Origin of the sequence: Paraburkholderia sp. J41, assembly GCF_905220235.1 — a bacterium.
GTDB lineage: Bacteria > Pseudomonadota > Gammaproteobacteria > Burkholderiales > Burkholderiaceae > Paraburkholderia.
Genome location: NZ_CAJMZE010000016.1, coordinates 130,009 through 149,039, shown reverse-complemented (window position 1 = coordinate 149,039; position 19,031 = coordinate 130,009). Strand labels below are relative to the sequence as shown.

The 19,031-nt window shown below is 67.8% G+C and carries 15 protein-coding genes and 2 pseudogenes; 14 read left to right on the top strand and 3 right to left on the bottom strand.

Annotated features, from left to right (window positions below; genetic code table 11):
- The first annotated feature begins 754 nt into the window (after positions 1-754).
- From flhB to U5805_RS31845, 6 genes and pseudogenes are all read left to right on the top strand, one after another.
- The gene (flhB, locus tag U5805_RS18400) at positions 755-2,029 is read left to right on the top strand and encodes a flagellar biosynthesis protein FlhB (protein ID WP_322104921.1); all 1,275 of its coding nucleotides are present in this window, start codon (positions 755-757) and stop codon (positions 2,027-2,029) included.
- Positions 2,026-4,125 (top strand): flagellar biosynthesis protein FlhA, encoded by a 2,100-nt coding sequence (flhA, locus tag U5805_RS18395; protein ID WP_322104920.1) that lies wholly within the window; start codon positions 2,026-2,028, stop codon positions 4,123-4,125. The genes flhB and flhA overlap by 4 nt, the downstream gene beginning before the upstream one ends.
- Positions 4,126-4,646: 521 nt before the next feature.
- On the top strand, positions 4,647-6,947 hold the full coding sequence (flhF, locus tag U5805_RS18390) for a flagellar biosynthesis protein FlhF (RefSeq protein ID WP_322104919.1): 2,301 nt from the start codon (positions 4,647-4,649) through the stop codon (positions 6,945-6,947).
- Positions 6,940-7,815: pseudogene (locus tag U5805_RS18385) on the top strand (MinD/ParA family ATP-binding protein); the annotation flags it as partial. The gene flhF and the pseudogene U5805_RS18385, both read left to right, overlap by 8 nt.
- Positions 7,816-8,145: 330 nt before the next feature.
- On the top strand, positions 8,146-8,877 hold the full coding sequence (locus U5805_RS18380) for an RNA polymerase sigma factor FliA (protein ID WP_322104927.1): 732 nt from the start codon (positions 8,146-8,148) through the stop codon (positions 8,875-8,877).
- A gap of 186 nt (positions 8,878-9,063) precedes the next feature.
- Positions 9,064-9,138 (top strand): annotated as a pseudogene (locus U5805_RS31845) (pentapeptide repeat-containing protein); the annotation flags it as partial.
- A gap of 402 nt (positions 9,139-9,540) precedes the next feature.
- Here U5805_RS31845 and U5805_RS18375 read toward each other — a convergent pair.
- From U5805_RS18375 to flgA, 3 genes are all read right to left on the bottom strand, one after another.
- Positions 9,541-9,984: a flagellar protein FlgN gene (locus tag U5805_RS18375; RefSeq protein WP_322104918.1), complete on the bottom strand. Its 444-nt coding sequence runs from the start codon at positions 9,982-9,984 to the stop codon at positions 9,541-9,543.
- A 48-nt stretch (positions 9,985-10,032) separates the two neighbouring features.
- Positions 10,033-10,386 carry a flagellar biosynthesis anti-sigma factor FlgM gene (gene flgM / locus U5805_RS18370; RefSeq protein WP_322104917.1) on the bottom strand — a complete coding sequence of 118 codons (354 nt, stop codon included), beginning with the start codon at positions 10,384-10,386 and terminating at the stop codon, positions 10,033-10,035.
- A 187-nt stretch (positions 10,387-10,573) separates the two neighbouring features.
- Positions 10,574-12,061 carry a flagellar basal body P-ring formation chaperone FlgA gene (flgA, locus tag U5805_RS18365; RefSeq protein WP_322104916.1) on the bottom strand — a complete coding sequence of 496 codons (1,488 nt, stop codon included), beginning with the start codon at positions 12,059-12,061 and terminating at the stop codon, positions 10,574-10,576.
- A 232-nt stretch (positions 12,062-12,293) separates the two neighbouring features.
- On the opposite strand from flgA, the gene U5805_RS18360 reads away from it, so the two are divergent.
- The 8 genes from U5805_RS18360 to U5805_RS18325 all read left to right on the top strand — a co-directional run bounded on the left by U5805_RS18360 (position 12,294) and on the right by U5805_RS18325 (position 19,014).
- A complete protein-coding gene (locus U5805_RS18360) occupies positions 12,294-12,800 on the top strand; it encodes a flagellar basal body protein (protein WP_322104915.1) in 507 nt (168 codons plus the stop codon).
- Positions 12,801-12,888: 88 nt separating this feature from the next.
- Positions 12,889-13,314, top strand: a complete 426-nt coding sequence (flgC, locus tag U5805_RS18355; protein ID WP_322104914.1) for a flagellar basal body rod protein FlgC — start codon at positions 12,889-12,891, stop codon at positions 13,312-13,314.
- A 184-nt stretch (positions 13,315-13,498) separates the two neighbouring features.
- On the top strand, positions 13,499-14,149 hold the full coding sequence (locus tag U5805_RS18350; RefSeq protein ID WP_322104926.1) for a flagellar hook assembly protein FlgD: 651 nt from the start codon (positions 13,499-13,501) through the stop codon (positions 14,147-14,149).
- A 26-nt stretch (positions 14,150-14,175) separates the two neighbouring features.
- Positions 14,176-15,411: a flagellar hook protein FlgE gene (flgE, locus tag U5805_RS18345; protein ID WP_322104913.1), complete on the top strand. Its 1,236-nt coding sequence runs from the start codon at positions 14,176-14,178 to the stop codon at positions 15,409-15,411.
- A gap of 29 nt (positions 15,412-15,440) precedes the next feature.
- A complete protein-coding gene (gene flgF, locus U5805_RS18340) occupies positions 15,441-16,199 on the top strand; it encodes a flagellar basal-body rod protein FlgF (RefSeq protein ID WP_322104912.1) in 759 nt (252 codons plus the stop codon).
- Between the two features lie 78 nt (positions 16,200-16,277).
- Positions 16,278-17,066, top strand: coding sequence for a flagellar basal-body rod protein FlgG (gene flgG / locus U5805_RS18335; RefSeq protein WP_322104911.1), 789 nt, complete (start codon positions 16,278-16,280; stop codon positions 17,064-17,066).
- 35 nt (positions 17,067-17,101) lie between these two features.
- On the top strand, positions 17,102-17,812 hold the full coding sequence (locus tag U5805_RS18330; protein WP_322104910.1) for a flagellar basal body L-ring protein FlgH: 711 nt from the start codon (positions 17,102-17,104) through the stop codon (positions 17,810-17,812).
- On the top strand, positions 17,806-19,014 hold the full coding sequence (locus tag U5805_RS18325; RefSeq protein WP_322104909.1) for a flagellar basal body P-ring protein FlgI: 1,209 nt from the start codon (positions 17,806-17,808) through the stop codon (positions 19,012-19,014). Before U5805_RS18330 ends, U5805_RS18325 begins: the two co-directional genes overlap by 7 nt.
- Positions 19,015-19,031: the final 17 nt, after the last annotated feature.

The window sequence follows — 19,031 nt, the reverse complement described above, 5'->3', positions numbered from 1 at the left end:
TTTCAGCGGCGTGGCGTTCCAGCGATATAGCGTTCTAGCGGTGTGGCGTTCTGGCGGCTGGGCGTTCCAGCGGTGCGGCGTTCCAGCGGTGCGGCCTTCTGGCGTGCGGCGTTCTAGCGGCGCGGCGTTCTAGCGGTGGGGCGTTCTAGCGGTAGGATGTTCTAGCGGTAGGGTGTTCTAGCGGTAGGGTGTTCTAGCGGCGTGCGTTCTAGCTGCGTGGTGTTTCAGCGGTGCTGCGTTCCAGCGGTGCGTCGTTCCAGCGATACAGCGATACAGCGTTCTAGCGGTGGGGCGTTCCAGCGGTGGGGCGTTCCAGCGGTGGGGCGTTCCAGCAGCGCGCGGCCACGGCACGTTGCCGCCTCGTGCTTTTTCCGGCGGCGATTCGTCTAGCGCCGTTGCGGTGGGTTTTGCCGATGTCGTCGCCGCCGCTGTTCTTGCCGCGCCGTTGAGGCGGCCCACGGCCGTGCTTGCCGCCGCGCGCGGCCGTTCGCGGCGGCGCTTTCTTCGCCGCCGTTGCTGCCTCGGGCGCCGCTTGCGCGCGCCGCCCGCATGCGCCTCCATCCCCTTTCACGCCGCTTCCCCGCTATCTCCCGCCCCTCTCCCCGCCCCCATCTCCCGAAATACCCCGTTTTCCCCGCCCTGATCCGGCAATCGGCGCTTGTGCTGCGCGGCAATAATCGCTCTCACTGAAAAAAGGGCGCGCGCCAAGCCGTGCAGCCGCGACGAGCGGCGCGCGCCCCCGACTGGAGCACGCGTGGCAGAGGACAGCGACCTCGAAAAAACCGAATCCGCCACTCCCAAGCGCCTCGAAAGGGCGCGGGAGGAGGGGCAGGTGCCGCGTTCGCGCGAGTTTTCGACGTTCGCGCTGCTCTCGGCGGGGTTTTTCGGCGCGTGGCTGCTGTCGGGCACGATCAGCGAGCATTTGCAGGCGATGATGCGCGGCGCGTTCACCTTTGACCACGCGAGCGCGTTCGAGACGCGCCGCATGCTCACGGGCGCGGGCGTGGCCGCGCGCGAAGGCATGATGGCCGTGTTCCCGGTGCTCGCGCTCACGGGCGTCGCCGCGCTGCTCGCGCCGCTCGCGCTGGGCGGCTGGCTGATCTCGGCGAAGTCGCTCGAACCGAAGTTCGAACGCCTCGACCCCATCGCCGGTCTGGGCCGCATCTTTTCGATACAGGGACCGATCCAGCTCGGCATGTCGTTCCTCAAGACGATCGTGGTCGGCCTGATCGGCGGCTCGGCGCTCTGGAAGCATCGCGAGGAGATCATCGGCCTGTCGATGCAGCCCGCCGCGCGCGCTTTCGCCGACGCGCTGCATCTGGTCGCCGTGTGCTGCGGCATGACCGTGGCCGGCATGTTCGTGGTGGCCGCGCTCGACGTGCCGTATCAGCTCTGGTCGTACTACCGCCGCCTGCGCATGACGAAGGAAGAAGTGAAGCGCGAGCATCGCGAGAACGAGGGCGACCCGCACGTGAAGGGCCGCATTCGCCAGCAGCAGCGCGCCGCCGCGCGCCGCCGCATGATGACGCAGGTACCCAAGGCCGACGTCGTGGTGACGAACCCGACGCACTTCGCCGTCGCGCTTCAGTACACGGACGGCTCCATGCGCGCGCCGAAGGTCGTCGCCAAGGGCGTGAACCTCGTGGCGGCGCGCATTCGCGAGGTCGCCACCGAGAATAACGTGCCGCTGCTCGAGGCGCCGCCGCTCGCCCGCGCGCTCTATTACAACGTCGACCTGAACCGCGAGATTCCGGGACCGCTCTACGGCGCGGTCGCGCAGGTGCTCGCCTGGGTTTATCAGTTGAAGCGCTTTCGCGAACACGGCGGCGACGTGCCGATGGAGCCGACCGATCTGGAAGTGCCGCCGGAACTCGACAAGGGCGCCGTGAGCGCCGAGGACGAAGCCGAGGAAGCCGACGAAGCGCTCACGCCCGAGGAGCGCGCGCGCAGGTCGGGCGCGAACACGAACACGGATACGAACACCGCCGGACGCGCCGCGCGCGACGGCAATGAAGGAGCAACGCAATGAACGCCCGCACCGGTTTCCTCGCGCGGCGCCCGGACGTGCTGCAAGGCACGAATCTGCGCGCGCTGGCAGGGCCGATCCTGATCTGCATGATCCTCGGCATGATGATCCTGCCGTTGCCGCCGTTCCTGCTCGATCTGTTCTTCACGTTCAACATCGCGCTTTCGGTGATGGTGCTGCTCGTCAGCATGTACACGATGAAGCCGCTCGACTTCGCGGCGTTCCCGAGCGTGCTGCTGTTCTCCACGCTGTTGCGCCTCTCGCTGAACGTCGCGTCCACGCGCGTCGTGCTGCTCGAAGGCCACACCGGCCCCGAGGCGGCGGGCCGCGTGATCGAGTCGTTCGGCCACTTCCTCGTGGGCGGCAACTTCGCGGTCGGCATCGTCGTGTTCGTGATTCTCATGGTCATCAACTTCATGGTGATCACGAAGGGCGCGGGCCGTATCGCCGAAGTGGCCGCGCGCTTCACGCTCGACGCCATGCCGGGCAAGCAGATGGCGATCGACGCCGACCTCAACGCGGGCCTCATCAACGAAGAAGCCGCGCGCAGGCGCCGCAGCGACGTTTCGCAGGAAGCCGAGTTTTACGGCTCGATGGACGGCGCGAGCAAGTTCGTGCGCGGCGACGCGATCGCGGGCCTGCTCATCATGGTCATCAACATCGTGGGCGGCCTGATCGTGGGCGTGGTGCAGCACGGCATGCCGTTCGCGGCGGCCGGCGAAACCTACACGCTGCTCACGATCGGCGACGGCCTCGTCGCGCAGATTCCGTCGCTCGTGATTTCGACGGCGGCGGGCGTGATCGTCTCGCGCGTGGCGACCAACGAAGACATCGGCACGCAGCTCACGAGCCAGCTTTTCACGAACCCGCGCGTGCTCATGATCACGGGTTCGATCATCGGCACGATGGGCCTGATTCCGGGCATGCCGCACTTCGCGTTTTTGCTGCTGGGCGGCGGCGCGATCCAGCTCGGCCGCGTGCTGAAGAAGAACGCCGAGGCGAAGAAGGCCAGCGCCGTGGTGGCCGACATCGCGCCCGCCGCGCTCGCGCCGGCCGAAAACGCCGAAGCGACGTGGGACGACGTGGCGCTCATCGACACGCTCGGCCTCGAAGTGGGCTACCGCATCATTCCGCTCGTCGACAAGAACACCGACGGCGAACTGCTCAAGCGCATCAAGAGCATTCGCAAGAAGTTCGCGCAGGAAATCGGTTTTCTGCCGCCCGTCATTCATATTCGCGACAACCTCGAACTGCGGCCGAACGCGTACCGCATCGCGCTCAAGGGCGTGGAAGTGGGCACGGGCGAGGCGTATCCGGGCCAGTGGCTCGCGATCAATCCGGGGCAGGTGAGCGCGATGCTGCCGGGCACGCCCACCACCGATCCGGCGTTCGGCCTGCCCGCCGTGTGGATCGACTCGAACATGCGCGAGCAGGCGCAGGTGTTCGGCTACACGGTGGTCGACGCGAGCACGGTGGTGGCGACGCATTTGAACCATCTCGTCGTGACGCACGCAGCGGAGCTGCTCGGCCGCCGCGAAGTGCAGGCGCTGATGGAGCGCGTGCAGAAGGACACGCCTTCGCTCGTGGACGATCTCGTGCCGAAGACGCTGCCCGTCACGACGCTGCAAAAAGTGCTGCAAAACCTGCTGGAAGAAGGCGTGCCGATCCGCGACATGCGCACGATCATGGAGTCGCTTTCCGAGCACACGCCGCGCGTGTCCGACGCGCACGAACTCACGGCGGCGGTGCGCATCGCGCTGGGCCGCGCGATCACGCAGCAGTGGTTCCCCGGCAGCGGCGACATGCAGGTGATGGGCCTCGACGCGAACCTCGAGCGCGTGCTGTCGCAAACGCTCACGTCGGGCCCGAACCCCGGTCTCGAACCGGGCCTTGCGCACACGCTGCTCACGCAGACCGAAGCCGCGATGGGACGCCAGCAGGCCATGGGCCTCGCGCCCGTGATGCTCGTGCAGCACGCGTTGCGGCCGATGCTCTCGCGCTTCCTGCGCCGCAGCCTGCCGCAGCTCAAGGTGCTGTCGTACGCGGAAGTGCCCGATACGCGCAGCGTGCGCGTGGTGAACGTGATCGGCGGGAATTGAGGCCGGTCCCGGGGCGACGTGAAGCCGGAGCGGAGCCGATATTTTCGGCGATGTTTTCGGCGATGGAATGAAGCCCGCGGTCGCGGGCTTTTTCATGGGCGCCGCACGCGCGCCTTCCGAAAGACCGCGTGCGCCTCGCGCTTGCCCACGGCGATCGGCGGCACGAGCGGTTCTTGCCGGCCTCATGACGTCATGACGAGCCAGGCAATCCCCAACACTGCGGTGTGTCGGTGTGCCGCCGCATGGCTCGTCGCCGATTCCCTTCGCGAACACGTCCGCCGATACGTCCGGCGAGCGGCCGGCGACCGGCCAGCGACCCGCATCGGCGCGCGGCCCCACCCATCCCGCGAATTACCCGCATTTCTCCGGCTTGATCCATCAATCGTGAAAGGTCCGGCGGCGAAATAATTTCACCATCGGAAAAGCCCTGTCGCGATGCGCGGGCAGCAGTATTCCAACGCCATTCCAGCAAACAGACGACCGGCGGCGCACGAAACCGCTCACCTCATCAGGGGCCTAGCTTGAACATTCGCAAATTCATCGGTGGCACCAGCCGCGACGCGTTACGACTCGTACGCGAAGCGCTGGGCGCGGACGCCGTCGTTCTGTCGAACCGCACGCTGGACGATGGCAACGTGGAGATCGTCGCGCTCGCGGATCGCGACCTCGCGGCGATCGCCCCGGCCGGTGAAGGCGCCGCGCAAGGCCAGGGCGGTTTCGCGGGCTTCGGCTCCGGTGCTTCGGGCGGATTTGGCGCTCAGGCCGGTCAAGGCAACGCGAACGCGTTCGCGCAACCGGCCGCCGCGCTGCCGCGCCCGCCGCGCGCCGTGGCCGCCGCGCCCATCGCAACGGCCGCCGCCGCCGCGCTCGGCGGTGGTGCGAATCCGTATGCGAACGGCGGCATGCCGGACGTGTTTTCGTCGGTGTTCGGCGCGAGCCCCGAAGTGGGCGCCGAGCACGACGGCACGCACGCCGACGCGGACGCCGACAGCGACGCCAGCGCCGACACCAGCGTCACGCTCGGCCGCGAAGCCGCCGCGCCCGCATCGAGCGCGAATGCGCCGCTCGCGTCGGCGTCGCGCGCCGCCGCCGGCCAGCACGCCGCGCAGTCGCCCATGCCGGCCACGCTTCAATCGACGCTGCAATCGACCGCGCAATCGACCGCGCAATCAGCCGGACACGCGGCCGCGCAATCGACGCTTCAATCGACGCTGCAATCGGCGTTCGGCTCGAACGGCAACGCGCCCGTCAACGCGGCGCAGCCGCTTTCCCCGTCGATGCCGCAATCGAATCCGCAGCCGGCTTCACAGGCAGCGTCACAGTCGGGCGCGCCCGCCGGCAACGCCGCGAATGCGGCCGCCAACCTGTTCGGCGCTCACGAAGCCGCCGCGCTGATCGAGCAGGCCGCGAAGAAGTTCGAGGCGCGGCGCGATCCGCAATTCGACGCACCCTTCGACCTGCAAGGCGCGAGCGCGCCGCGCACCATGGCCGAGACGAATCCGTGGCTCATCGACCACGCCCGCCGCATCGCCAACCAGCAGGACGCCGCGCGCGAGGCAGGCATGACGCCTTCGGCGGCGCGCGCCAAGGGTCTCGGCAGCGTGGCCGATCCGGTGCTGCCCGCCGGCGTCGAAGCCACCCAGCCCGAGTGGGCGCGCGAAGCCGCCTACGTGGCCGCGCGCCGCGCCGCGCAAAGCATCGGCCAGAGCGCCGACGCCGCCGGCCCGGCGCCGACCCGGCGCGAGGACGGCGAGAAAGGTGAAAAAGGCGAGAAGGCCGCGGGCAAGCCCGGCGCGCAGAGCACCGCCGCCACGGTGAGCGAGGCGATTCGCGCGCGCATCGAACAGGTCGTCAACGAGACCGTGATGAGCGAGCTGGCTTCCATGCGCGGCATGATGGAAGAACAGTTCGCGGGCCTGCTCTGGGGCGAGCGCCAGCGCCGCAGCCCGATGCAGGGCGCGCTCACGAAGCAGTTGTTCGCGGCCGGTTTCTCGGCGCAGCTCGTGAAGATGATGATCGACCGCCTGCCCGAAGTGGAAACCGAGGAAGCGGGCATGGCGTGGCTCCAGTCGGTGCTCGAATCGAATCTTCCCGTGCTGGAGGACGAAGAAACGCTGATGGAGCGCGGCGGCGTGTTCGCGCTGATGGGCCCGACGGGCGTGGGCAAGACCACGACCACGGCCAAGCTCGCGGCGCGCTGCGTGATGCGCTTCGGCGCGAGCAAGGTCGCGCTGCTCACGACCGACAGCTACCGTATCGGCGGTCACGAGCAACTGCGCATCTTCGGCAAGATTCTCGGCGTTTCGGTGCATGCGGTGCGCGACGGCGCGGATCTGCAACTCGCGCTCGCGGAACTCAAGAACAAGCACATCGTGCTGATCGACACGATCGGCATGAGCCAGCGCGACCGCGCCGTGGCCGACCAGATCGCCATGCTGTGCGGCGCGGGCCGCCCGGTGCGGCGCATCCTGCTGCTCTCGGCGACGAGCCACGGCGACACGCTCAACGAAGTCGTGCAGGCGTACCAGAGCGACGACGCGCCGCTCACGGGCTGCATTCTCACCAAGCTCGACGAGGCGACCAACCTCGGCTGCGCGCTCGACACCGTGCTGCGCTACAAGCTGCCCGTGCATTACGTTTCGACGGGCCAGAAGGTGCCCGAGAACCTTTATGTGGCGACGCGGCGCTTCCTGATCCGCAGCGCCTTTTGCATTCCGCGCGACCGCTCGCCGTTCGTGCCGCACGAGGACGACATTCCCGCGCTGCTTTCCGCGCTCTCGACCCGTTCGAATTCGCAGGCTCCCGAGGTCCGGTTTGGATAAGTTCGTCATCGATCAGGCCGAAGGTCTGCGGCGCTTGCTGGCGCGCGAAGGCTCGCGCGTGGTCGCCGTCACCGGCGGCGCCGGTTCGCCGGGCCGCACGACCGCCGTGGTGAATCTCGCGGCGGCGCTCACGGGGCACGGCAAGGACGTGCTCGTGATCGACGAGTGCCTCGGGCCGCGTTCGGTTTGCGCGACGGTAGGCGGCGTGCGCGGCGCGGGCAGTTTCGCGGCGGTGATGCGCGGCGAGCGCACGCTCGAAGAGGCGGTCGGCCGTCATTCGCTCGGCTTCGGCGTGCTCGCGGCCTCGCGCGACAACCGCGCGCACTACACGAGCAAGCAGTTGCGGCAAGTGCTTTCCGGTCCCGCCGACATCGTGCTGATCGACGCCCAGCTCGACGCCGAAGGCGCGCTTTCGCCGCTCGCGATGCACGCGCACGACGTGCTGCTCGTGATGCGCATCGGCGCGCAGGCGATCACCGACGCCTACGCGTGCCTGAAGCGGCTGCATTTCGCGCATGCGATCGCGCAGTTCCGCGTGCTCGCGAACCACGTGTCGAGCGCCGCCGACGCGCAAGCCGCGATCGAGAATCTCGCCGGCGTGGCGAGCCGTTATCTGAACGTCTCGCTCGACAGCGCCGGTCATGTCGCCGCCGACCCGCACATGGCGCGCGCGCTGCAACTGGCGCGCTGCATCGTCGATGCGTTTCCGTCGACGGCCGCCGCGCGCGATTTCCGCCGGCTGGCGGCCGAACTGCCGCACTGGCCGATGCGGCCCGCGGTATCGGCGCTCTCGCCCGCGCCCGCGCGCTTTGCCGAGGACGTGGCCGAAAACGAGCGTGCGCTGTCGCTGGGCGCCGCGCATGACGCCGCGCACGATTTCGCGCAGGCAGGAACCGCAAACGAGGCACGCGGCGCGACGCAAGCCGCCGCCGCGCCCGACCCCACGCAAGCCGCGCATGTCGCGCTTGCCGCGAACGCCGAGTCGTTCGTGGCGGCGGTGACGGGCGTGTCGACCGTGACGACGGTGCAGAACGCACCATCCGCGCCGGCCCACGCGGGCTGGCGAACCGACACGCCCGCGCAGCGCACGCCGACGCACGCATGACGTGCGCGCCGTGACGCGGCAAAGGTCAGAAGCAACAAGCATGGGCCGGGCGAGGCGCGCGAGCGCCGGCCGCGGCCGGGAGAGGAGAGCATGATGTACAACGCTCAAGGAAAGATTTCGCAGGCCGACGTGCTGGCGAAATACGCGCCGCTCGTGAGGCGGCTGGGCTTGCAGCTCGTCGCCAAGATGCCGGCGAGCGTGGATCTCGACGACCTGATCCAGGCCGGCATGATCGGCCTGCTCGACGCGGCGAACCGCTACAAGGAAGATCAGGGCGCGCAGTTCGAGACCTACGCGAGCCAGCGCATTCGCGGCGCGATGCTCGACGAGCTGCGCAGCAACGACTGGCTGCCGCGCAGCCTGCGCCGCACTTCGCGCGAGGTGGAGAGCGCCGTGCATCAGGTGGAGCAGCGGCTGGGCCGCTCGGCGAGCGAGACCGAAGTGGCCGAGCATCTGAACATGCCGCTCGACGCCTATCAGGGCATGCTCCAGGACCTGCACGGCAGCCAGCTCATCTATTACGAGGACTTCGACCGCTCCGCCGAGGACGAGCCGTTTCTCGACCGCTATTGCGTCGATCATTCGGACCCGCTTTCGGCGCTGCTCGACGACAGCCTGCGCGGCGCGCTGGTCGAAGCGATCGAGCGCTTGCCCGAGCGCGAAAAGCTGCTGATGTCGCTCTATTACGAGCGCGGCATGAACCTGCGCGAGATCGGCGCGGTGATGGAAGTGAGCGAGTCGCGCGTGTGCCAGTTGCACAGCCAGGCCGTGGCGCGACTGCGCACGCGGCTGCGCGAGATGTCGTGGGCGGGCGCGGAGAATTGAGGCGGTAGATCGAGGCGGTAGACGGTTCGCGTGCTTCCCCTCGCGAACCGGTTGCAGCGAGAAAGCCGGAGCGCCGATGGCGCTTCGGCTTTTTTGTTTCGGCGCGAAGCGTTGCGGGAAAGCGGGCGGCCGAAAAGCGCGGTGTCGAAAGGCGGTTGCTGAAAGGCGCGTTGCTGAAAAGGCGCGTTGCTGAAAGGCGCGGTGCTGAAAGGCGCGGTGCTGAAAGGCGCGGTGCTGAAAGGCGCGGTGCTGAAAGGCGCGGTGCTGAAAGGCGTGTCGCCGAAAAGGCGTTGTCGAAAAGCGCGTTGCCGAAAAGGCGCGTTGTCGAAAAGCGCGTTGCCGAAAAGCGCGTTGCCGAAAAGCGTGTCGTCGAAAGGCGTGTTGCGGAAAAGCGGTTGTCGAAAGGCGCGTTGCCGAAAAGCGTGTCGCCGAAAAGGCGTTGTCGAAAAGCGCGTTGCCGAAAAGATGCGTTGCCGAAAAGCGCGTTGTCGAAAAGCGTTGTCGAAAGGCGTGTCGCCGAAAAGCGCGTTGCAGAAAGGCGCGCCGCCCAAAAGCGCCGCCAAAAACACGCCGCCCAAAAGCAAAAAAGCCGAAGCGCACGCTTCGGCTTTCTCGTTCGCCCGTTTGAAACGGCGTCCGCAAACGCGCTTCGGACCGCTCCGGTTACAGCCCGAACGCGGGCAGGCGACCGTCGGGGCCGTACAGCATCGCGCCCTGGCTCGTCTCGCCGCGCAGGATCGCGAGCGCGCGGCGGTTATGGTCCATGCGCGTGCGGATCATCATGCCGATCGTCAGGTTCTTGCGGCGCGCGCGTTCGGTCGAGCCCTTGAGCAGCGCCCATTGGGTCGCGATGCGCGGGTCGCCGTCGCAAGCCAGCTCGATTCCCTTGCGGCCCACGGGCAGGCCGAGACCGGTCAGTTGCGCGTCGCGCGCCTTCTCCAGCCCGGCGAGCCGCGCCGTGAGCGTGGTTTTCTGTTCGACGATCTGCGGCAGCGCCTCCATGCCGTCCGCCGAGACGAGCGCCTTCTCTTCGTAGGCGAGCAGCGACGCGAACGCTTCCACGGTGGCGTGTTCGTCGATCAGTGTGGCAAGGAGGGCATCTTTCATCACTAGCACCAAAAAAGGGAGGCGCGGGTCTCGTCGAAGCGTGCGGCTTTAGCTGCCCGAAGCCGGCTTCATGAGGTCGCGCGCGGTTTGAATCACGCCGTCGGCGATCTTGCCGGCGTCGATTTGCAGCGTGCCGTTCTTGAGCGCGTCCTTGATCGACTGGACGTGCGCCACGTCGATGTCGGCGGAACCGCTCGCCGCGAGCGAGCGCAGCGTGGAGGACAGCGAGGACAGGCTTACGTTGGCGTCGCCTTGCGAGGCGCCGGACGCGGCGGCGTTCCCGGCCGAGGCCGTGGGCGCCGCCGTGCCGCCCGCGCTCACGCTGGCGGCCGGATCTTGCGTGCGCGCAACGCTGTCTTGCAGTGCGCGCGGGTCGTTGCGGGTAGAGGAGTCGACTTTCACGTTGGGCTTCCCTGATCGATTTGATCTAGATAACGGCGCAGGGCGGCCGAACTTTAGCGGGAAAGTCCCGGCGTTACATGCTGTTACGTGTGCTGGCGCACATAGCCGGGCGCCCGCGCGAAGCGGCCGAAGCGGCGCCGCTGCCCTGTCCCGATCCTGTCCCGATCCGGTTCCGATCAGGTTCCGGTCAGATCTGGATCTCCACGGTTCCCGCGTCCTTCACCACGCCGGTAATGATCTGCCCCCCGCTCGTGCGCACGCGCACCTGCTGTCCCGGCTCGGCATTGTTGAGCGCGCTGCCTTCGGCGGAGATCGTGAAATTGGTGCCCACGGCGATCACCTTCACCGTCTGGCCGATGATGACCGACGACACGCTGCGCAGCATGTCCGTGCGCAGCGGCAAACCGGCCGAGATGCGCGCGAGCGCGACCGCGCCGTTCGCCTGGGCCGGATCGGTGATGATCGTTTGCGGCAGCGTGGCGAGGTCGCCCGCGCGCGGCGTGAAGTCGGCGGCGGAAAGCGCCTCGCCCGCGCCGATCTGGCGCGCGGCGACGTAATACGTGATGTCGACTTCGATGCGCGCGCCCACGTAGAGCGTCCACGGCTTCGCGCCGATGCAGCGCACGCCCACGGTCGTGCGGCCGACCATGCGCGCGCCGGGCGGCATGAACGGTTCGAGCGAGGCGCAGGCGGCGAGGCCGCGCGGAAACACGGGGGCGACCGTAATGCCGATCTTGCCCGGCAAGCCCGCCGACTGCTGCTGCAAGAACGCGAGCGCGGCGGCGCGGATCGACTCGCCGTCCTGCTGGCCCGGCGGCGCCGGCTGCGCGTTGGCATTGGCGTTGGCGTTGGCGTTGGCGTTGGCGTTCGCGGCGGGATTGGCGTTGGCAGCGGCGTTGGGTGCAGCGGCATTCGGTGCAACGGCATTCGGTGCAGCAGCATTCGGGGCGACGGCATTCGTCATGGACGCCGCGGCGGCAGCCGCGCCCGCATTCACCGTCACGGGCGTAACGCGGGTGGCGGCGGTTTGAAGGCTCACGCGCTGCATGCCGCCGGCGTTGTTCGCCGCGTTCGCCGCGTTTGCCATGGCCGCGGGCGGAATCCGCATCGGCTGGGCGATGCGCGCCGCCGCGCCGCCGGGCGGGTTCGCGCCGGGCGCGGGAATCGTCACGATCTGCGGCGCTTCGCCTTGCGGCGCGCGCTCGCCGGGACCGGGAATCGTGATCATGCCGTTGGTGTCGACGCCCGCGCGCGCGTCTTCCGGCACGCCGTGCGAATTCAGGTCGGCGTAACTGGCGGCGCGCAAGGCCGCGGGCGCGGACGCGGAATTCGCGGCGGCCGGATTCGCGGCGGAGGAATTTGCTGCGGAGGAATTTGCTGCGGAGGAATTTGCGGCGGAGGAATTTGCGGCGGAGGAATTTGCGGCGGCGGGCTTCGCGCCCGCGGCGAGCATCGCGTTCATCCGCGCGGCGTCCGAGCCCGCGCGGTCGCCGTTGCCGGCGATGAAAATCTGGCCGCCCGAAGCTTGGGGTTGGGTCTGAGCCTGTGCCGGCGCGCCGTAGCCCGCGCACGCGAGCGCCAGCAGCAAGGCGGCGCACGCGCGCGTCGCCGTCAACGACGCACCGCCGCGCGCGCGGCCGGTACGCGGCCCACGGAAGTTGGCAAGCTGCGGCATCGTCGTTCTCCATCAATGCATTGACACGCCTCGCATTCTAGGGCGCGCACCCCGCGCGCTTCCCTCGAATAGAGGGGCGCTTTACCGGCTATTCGTCCGATTGGTTCTTGCGCCGCCCGCCTAACATTCCTCTCCATGCGCAAAGGTCTTTGGACCGCGCGCCTAACGTTTGCGCCGGACCGAACCGGCGTGCAAGTCAGCCGAAAGCCATACGTATTGCGGAGATCGCCCGATGCTGGACAAACTCGATGCCGAATTCGCCTTCGGACGCGAAGCGCTCGATGTGCGCGCCACGCGTCAGGCGCTCATCTCGTCGAATATCGCCAACGCCGACACGCCCGGCTACCAGGCGCGCGACGTGGATTTCGCGGCCTCGCTCGCCGGCGCGCTCAAGCAGCAGGGCGTGAGCGGCGCGGGCGGCATGGCGGCTTCGGGTTCGCAGCCGCTCGCGATGGCGCAGCCCGCGGGCGTGGCGAGCGGCATGCAGATGGCGTCGACGGAAACGGGCCACATGAGCGGCGACGCGAAGCTGATCCCGACCGGCGGCCCGGCCGACACCTACACGAGCAGCCTGATGTACCGCACGCCGACGCAACCGGCGCTCGACGGCAACACGGTCGATCTCGACACCGAGCGCGTGCAGTTCGCCGACAACGCGCTGCACTTCGAGTCGGGCATGACGGTGGTGTCGCAGCAGATCAAGACGATGCTTTCCGCGATCACCTCCGGTTCGAGCTGAAGCCGCGGCGCAACCGGATACGAACCGCATCGCCCGATTCACCGTTTTCAACGACTCAAGCCGCATTCCACGCGAGGTCAGTCAAACCATGCCATCCCTCATGAACATCTTCAGCGTTGCCGGGTCCGCCATGTCGGCGGAGTCGCAGCGCCTGAACGTGACGGCGTCCAATCTCGCCAACGCCGACAGCACGACCGGCCCCGACGGCCAGCCGTACAAGGCGAAGCAGGTGGTGTTCGCCGTCGATCCGCTCGGCGGCGCGCGCACGGCTTCGGGCCAGCAGGTGGGCGGCGTCAGGGTGACGGGCGTGGTGGACGACCCCACGCCGATGAAACAGAGCTACGACCCGAGCAATCCGTCCGCGAACGCCGAAGGCTACGTGACGATGCCCAACGTCGATCCGGTGCAGGAAATGGTGAACATGATCTCGGCGTCGCGCTCGTACCAGGCCAACGTCGAAACGCTGAACACCGCGAAACAGTTGATGTTGAAGACCTTGTCGATCGGCACCTGACGCACGCCGCGAATCGGCCCATGAAGATCAGGCGTGCGCGGCGAACCCCGCGCGTCGCCACCCCACGCACCGAAGCACCGCACGCCGCGCCCAGAAAAGCGCATCCGAGGAGAACGCGTTGAGTTCCAGCAACACCACCATCGGCGGAAGTTCCGCCACCGTGTCGCAGCAGTTGCTCGACACCATGAACGGCACGAGTTCGGCGAACTCGTCGTCGAGCGGCACGAGCGGCACGAGCGCGTCCGACCTGCAAAGCACCTTCTTGCAACTGCTCGTCGCGCAATTGCAGAACCAGGACCCGACCGATCCGATGGACAGCTCGCAGATGACCTCGCAGCTCGCCCAGATCAACACGGTGTCGGGCATCGCGCAGCTCAACACGTCGCTGTCGTCGCTTTCCACGCAACTCTCGGCGGGCCAGAACGCGCAGGCCGCGCTGCTGATCGGCTCGACGGTGCTTGCGGCCGGCTCGAGCGCGACGGTTTCGAGCGGCACCGCGCCGCAACTGGGCGTGCAGCTCGGCGCGGCGGCCTCGGACGTCAAGCTCACGATCACTAATTCGGCAGGCCAGGTCGTCAACACGCTCGACCTCGGCCCGCAGTCGGCCGGCACGATTCCGGTCACCTGGAACGGCAAGGATGCGTCGGGCAACACCGTCGCAGACGGCACCTACACGATCAGCGCCGCGGCCACGGTCAACGGTTCCTCGGCCAGCGCGCAGGCGCTCGTCGCAAGCCAGGTCCAGGGCGTCATCCAGCAGTCGGACGGCACCGCGGGCCTCTCGCTCGCCAACGGCAAGACGGTCGCGCTTTCGAGCGTGGCCGGCATTCTCTGAACACGATAAACGCGGAGTAGACGGACATGGGCTACCAGCAAGGATTGAGCGGCCTCGCCGCGGCGTCGAACGACCTCGACGTGATTGGCAACAACATCGCGAACGCGAACACGGTGGGCTTCAAACAGAGCAGCGCGCAGTTCGCCGACGTCTATGCGAACACCATCGCGACCTCGGTGGGCACGCAGATCGGCCTTGGCGCCGCGCTCTCGGAAGTCCAGCAGAACTTCTCGCAAGGCACGATCAACACGACGGGCCAGGCGCTCGACGTGGCGATCAACGGCAACGGCTTCTTCCAGATGTCGAACAACGGCACGGTCACGTATTCGCGTAACGGCGTGTTCCAGCTCAACAAGAACGGGTTTATCACCGACGCGGCCGGCAACGACCTGATGGGCTACGCCGCCGACTCGACGGGCGTCATCAACACGGCGCAGACCGTGCCGCTCCAGGTGCCCACGACCAACATCCCGCCGCTCGCGACCACCGGCATCACGGCGCAGCTCAACCTCAACGCGCAGGCCACGGCGCCGACCGTCACGACCTTCGACCCGACCAACCCGAACAGCTACAGCTATTCGACCTCGATCACGGGCTACGACTCGCTCGGCGGCACGCAGCAGGTCAACCTGTACTTCGTGCAGAACGCGACGGGCGCGGCCGAGGTCTACGCGGTGAACGGCGGCACGACGACCGATCTCGGCACGATGTCGTTCAACTCGTCGGGCGCGCTCACGGGCACGACCGACCACGCGAGCGGCGCGGCCACGGCCGAACTCGGCCAGTTCGCGCTCAACATCACGCCGACCGACGGCGCCGCGAACCAGACCATCACGATCGACTTCACGGGCACGACGCAGTTCGGCGGCACCTCGGGCGTGAACAACCTCACGCAGAACGGCTACGCGAGCGGCACGCTCTCGAACTTCACGATCGGCGCCGACGGCACCATCACCGGCAACTACTCGAACGGCCAGACGACGGCGCTCGGCCAGATCGTGCTCGCCAACTTCAACAACCCTAACGGCCTGTTGAACCTGGGCGGCAACCAGTTCCAGGAAACGGCCGCCTCGGGCGTCGCGCAGGTTTCGACGCCGGGCAGCACGAACCACGGCCAGCTCACGGGCGGCGCGGTCGAAGAGTCGAACGTCGATCTGACGAACGAGCTTGTCGACCTCATCACGGCCCAGCGCAACTATCAGGCGAACGCGCAGACCATCAAGACGCAGCAGACCGTCGACCAGACGCTGCTCCAGATGTAACGCGAAGCCTCTAACGCACCGGATACGTCATGGACCGTTTGATCTACACCGCGATGACGGGCGCGAGCCAGGCGCTCGAGCAGCAGTCGGTCGTCGCGAACAACCTCGCGAACGTCTCGACCACGGGCTTTCGCGCGCAGCTCGCCAACTTTCGCGCCGTGCCGATGTCGTTCGGCGACGGCTCGAGCGTCAACGACGAGACCACGCGCACCTTCGTGCTCTCGGCCACGCCGGGCTCGGACATGACGCCCGGCGCGATCTCGCACACGGGCAACCCGCTCGACATCGCCGTGCAGGGCCCCGGCTTCATCGCCGTGCAGACGGCCGACGGCAACGAGGCCTACACGCGCGCGGGCAATCTTCACGTCGACCAGAACGGCCAGCTCGTGACGGCCGCGAACCAGCAGGTGATCGGCGGCGGCGGCCCGATCGGCGTGCCGCCGGGCTCGGCGGTCACGATCGGCAAGGACGGCACCGTTTCGGCCATCGCGCCGGGCAGCCCCGCCGACGCCATCGCCGTGATCGACCAGATCAAGTTCGTCAACCCGGACCCCGGCTCGCTCACGCGCGGCGACGACGGGCTCTTTCACACGGCGGACGGCAACCCCGCCGACGCGGACCCGACCGTGCAGATCGCGACCGAATCGCTCGAGGGCAGCAACGTGAACCCCGTCGCGGCGATGGTCTCGATGATTACGAACGCGCGCCAGTTCCAGATGCAGACCAAGCTGCTCTCGAACGCCGACCAGAACGAGCAGAGCGCGAACCAGCTGCTCAACTTCAGCTAAGCAAACAGGCCGATTTCAGGCAATTGAAGGCAGCCGCGCCGCGCGCAACGCAGCGGGGCACGCCGGGAGAAAGACACCGTGAACCGATCGCTCTACATCGCCGCCACCGGCATGAACGCGCAGCAGGCGCAGATGGACGTGATCTCGAACAATCTCGCGAACGTGAGCACCAATGGCTTCAAGGGTTCGCGCGCCGTGTTCGAGGACCTCATGTACCAGACGCTGCGTCAGCCGGGCGCGAACTCCACGCAGCAAACCGAGCTGCCCTCGGGCAGCCAGGTCGGCACGGGCGTGCAGCAGGTGGCGACCGAGAAGCTCTACACGCAGGGCAACCTGCAACAGACCGGCAACTCGAAGGACGTGGCGATCAACGGCGCGGGCTTCTTCCAGGTGCAGATGCCCGACGGCACCACGGCCTACACGCGCGACGGCTCGTTCCAGACCAACGCGCAGGGCCAGCTCGTGACTTCGAGCGGCTACCAGGTGCTGCCGGCCATCACCGTGCCCGCCAACGCGACCTCGCTCACCATCGGCAGCGACGGCGTGGTGACGGTCACGACGCCGGGCTCGTCCAACAACACCACCATCGGCACGCTCCAGCTCGCCATGTTCATCAACCCGACGGGTCTCCAGTCGAACGGCCAGAACCTGCTTTCGGAAACGGCGTCGTCGGGCGCGCCCACGGTGTCCTCGCCGGGCCAGAACGGCTCGGGCACGCTCAACCAGGGCTACGTGGAAGCGTCGAACGTGAACGTCGTGCAGGAACTCGTGAACATGATCGAGACGCAGCGCGCCTACGAAATCAACAGCAAGGCGGTCACCACTTCCGACCAGATGCTGCAAACCCTCAGCCAGATGCAGGTCTGAGGTTAGTTTTTTAGTCTATCGAGCCGGTGATCAGCATGTCGCAGTCCGTCCGAATCCAACCTCGCGCCCGCACGGCGCGCCCCGATCTGCGGGCGCTCGCGGCGGGCGTGGCGCTCGCGATGCTCGCGGGCTGCGCCTACATTCCCCAGAAGCAGCCGATCGTGCAGCAGCCGATGACCGCCGTGCCGCCGGCGCCGCCCGTGAATCTTTCGCCGGGCGCGATCTTCAACCCCGGCTACGCGGGGCGTCCGCTGTTCGAGGATCAGCGTCCGCGCAACACGGGCGACATCCTCACGATCGTCATCTCCGAAAACATCAACGCGACCAAGTCCTCGGGCGCGAACACCAAGCGCGGCACCAGCGCGAGCTTCTCGGGCACGGCGGGCTTCCTGCCGGGCCTCTTCAACCACGCGAACCTGAATACCACGGGCGCGAACCAGTTCGACGCCACGGGCGGCGCGAACGCGTCCAACACCTTCACGGGCGTGATTACCGTGACGGTCACGAACGTGCTGCCCAACGGCAATCTCGTCGTGTCGGGCGAGAAGCAGATGCTCATCAATCAGGGCAACGAATACGTGCGCTTTTCGGGCGTCGTGAATCCCAACACCGTTGCCGGAGACAACTCCGTGCTTTCGACCGACGTCGCCGACGCGAAGATCGAATACTCCGCGAAAGGCGTGATCGACGAAGCCGAGACGATGGGCTGGCTGCAACGCTTCTTTCTGAACATCGCGCCATGGTAAAGATCCGCTTCCAGCAAGCGCGCCGTTCGCGCGTGAAAGGGCTGCTGGCCAGCTTCGGCGTCGCGGCGGCCTTCCTGTTCGCGGGCGGCGCGCTGATCGCCGCGTTCGCCTGGCCGACGCCCGCGCGCGCCGAGCGCGTGAAGGACCTCGTTTCGTTCCAGGGCGTGCGCGACAACCCGCTGATCGGCTACGGCCTCGTGGTGGGCCTGGACGGCACCGGCGACCAGACCACCCAGGCGCCGTTCACGACACAGACGCTCGCGAACATGCTCGCGAACCTCGGCATTTCGATCAACAACACGTCGAGCAACTCGGGTTCGTCGTCGGCGCTCAACAACATGCAGTTGAAGAACGTCGCCGCCGTGATGGTGACGGCCGTGCTGCCGCCGTTCTCGCGGCCCGGCGAACAGATCGACGTGACGGTGTCCTCGCTCGCGAACGCCAAGAGCATTCGCGGCGGCACGCTGCTGCTCACGCCGCTCAAGGGCGCGGACGGCCAGGTCTACGCGCTCGCGCAGGGCAACGTCGCGGTGGGCGGCGCGGGCGCCTCGGCCAACGGCAGCCGCGTGCAGGTGAACCAGCTCGCGGCCGGCCGCATCGCGGGCGGCGCGATCGTCGAGCGCGCGGTGCCGTCGCCGGTGGCGCAGCAAGGCGGCGTGCTGACGATGGCCGTCAACGACATGGATTACGACACCACGCAGCGCATCGTCGCGGCGGTCAACAACATGTTCGGCCAGGGCACGGCCATGGCGCTCGACGGCCGCACGATCCAGGTGCGCGGCCCGTCCGAGCCTTCCGCGCAGGTGAGCTTCATCGCGCAGATCCAGGATCTCAACGTGAACCCGGCGCAACCGGCCGCGAAGGTGATTCTCAACGCGCGCACCGGCTCGATCGTGATGAACCAGATGGTGACGCTGGAAAGCTGCGCGGTCGCGCACGGCAATCTTTCCGTGGTCGTGAACACGCAGACGGCGGTGAGCCAGCCCGGCGCGTTCTCGAACGGCAACACCGTGGCCGCGCGCCAGTCGCAGATCCAGTTGAAGCAGGACAACGGATCGCTCAAGCTCGTCACGGCGGGCGCCAATCTCGCCGAGGTCGTGAAGGCGCTGAACGCGCTCGGCGCGACGCCGGCGGACCTCATGTCGATCCTTCAGGCGATGAAGGCGGCGGGCGCGTTGCGCGCCGACCTGGAAATCATCTAAGGGCACTTAGGGGACCA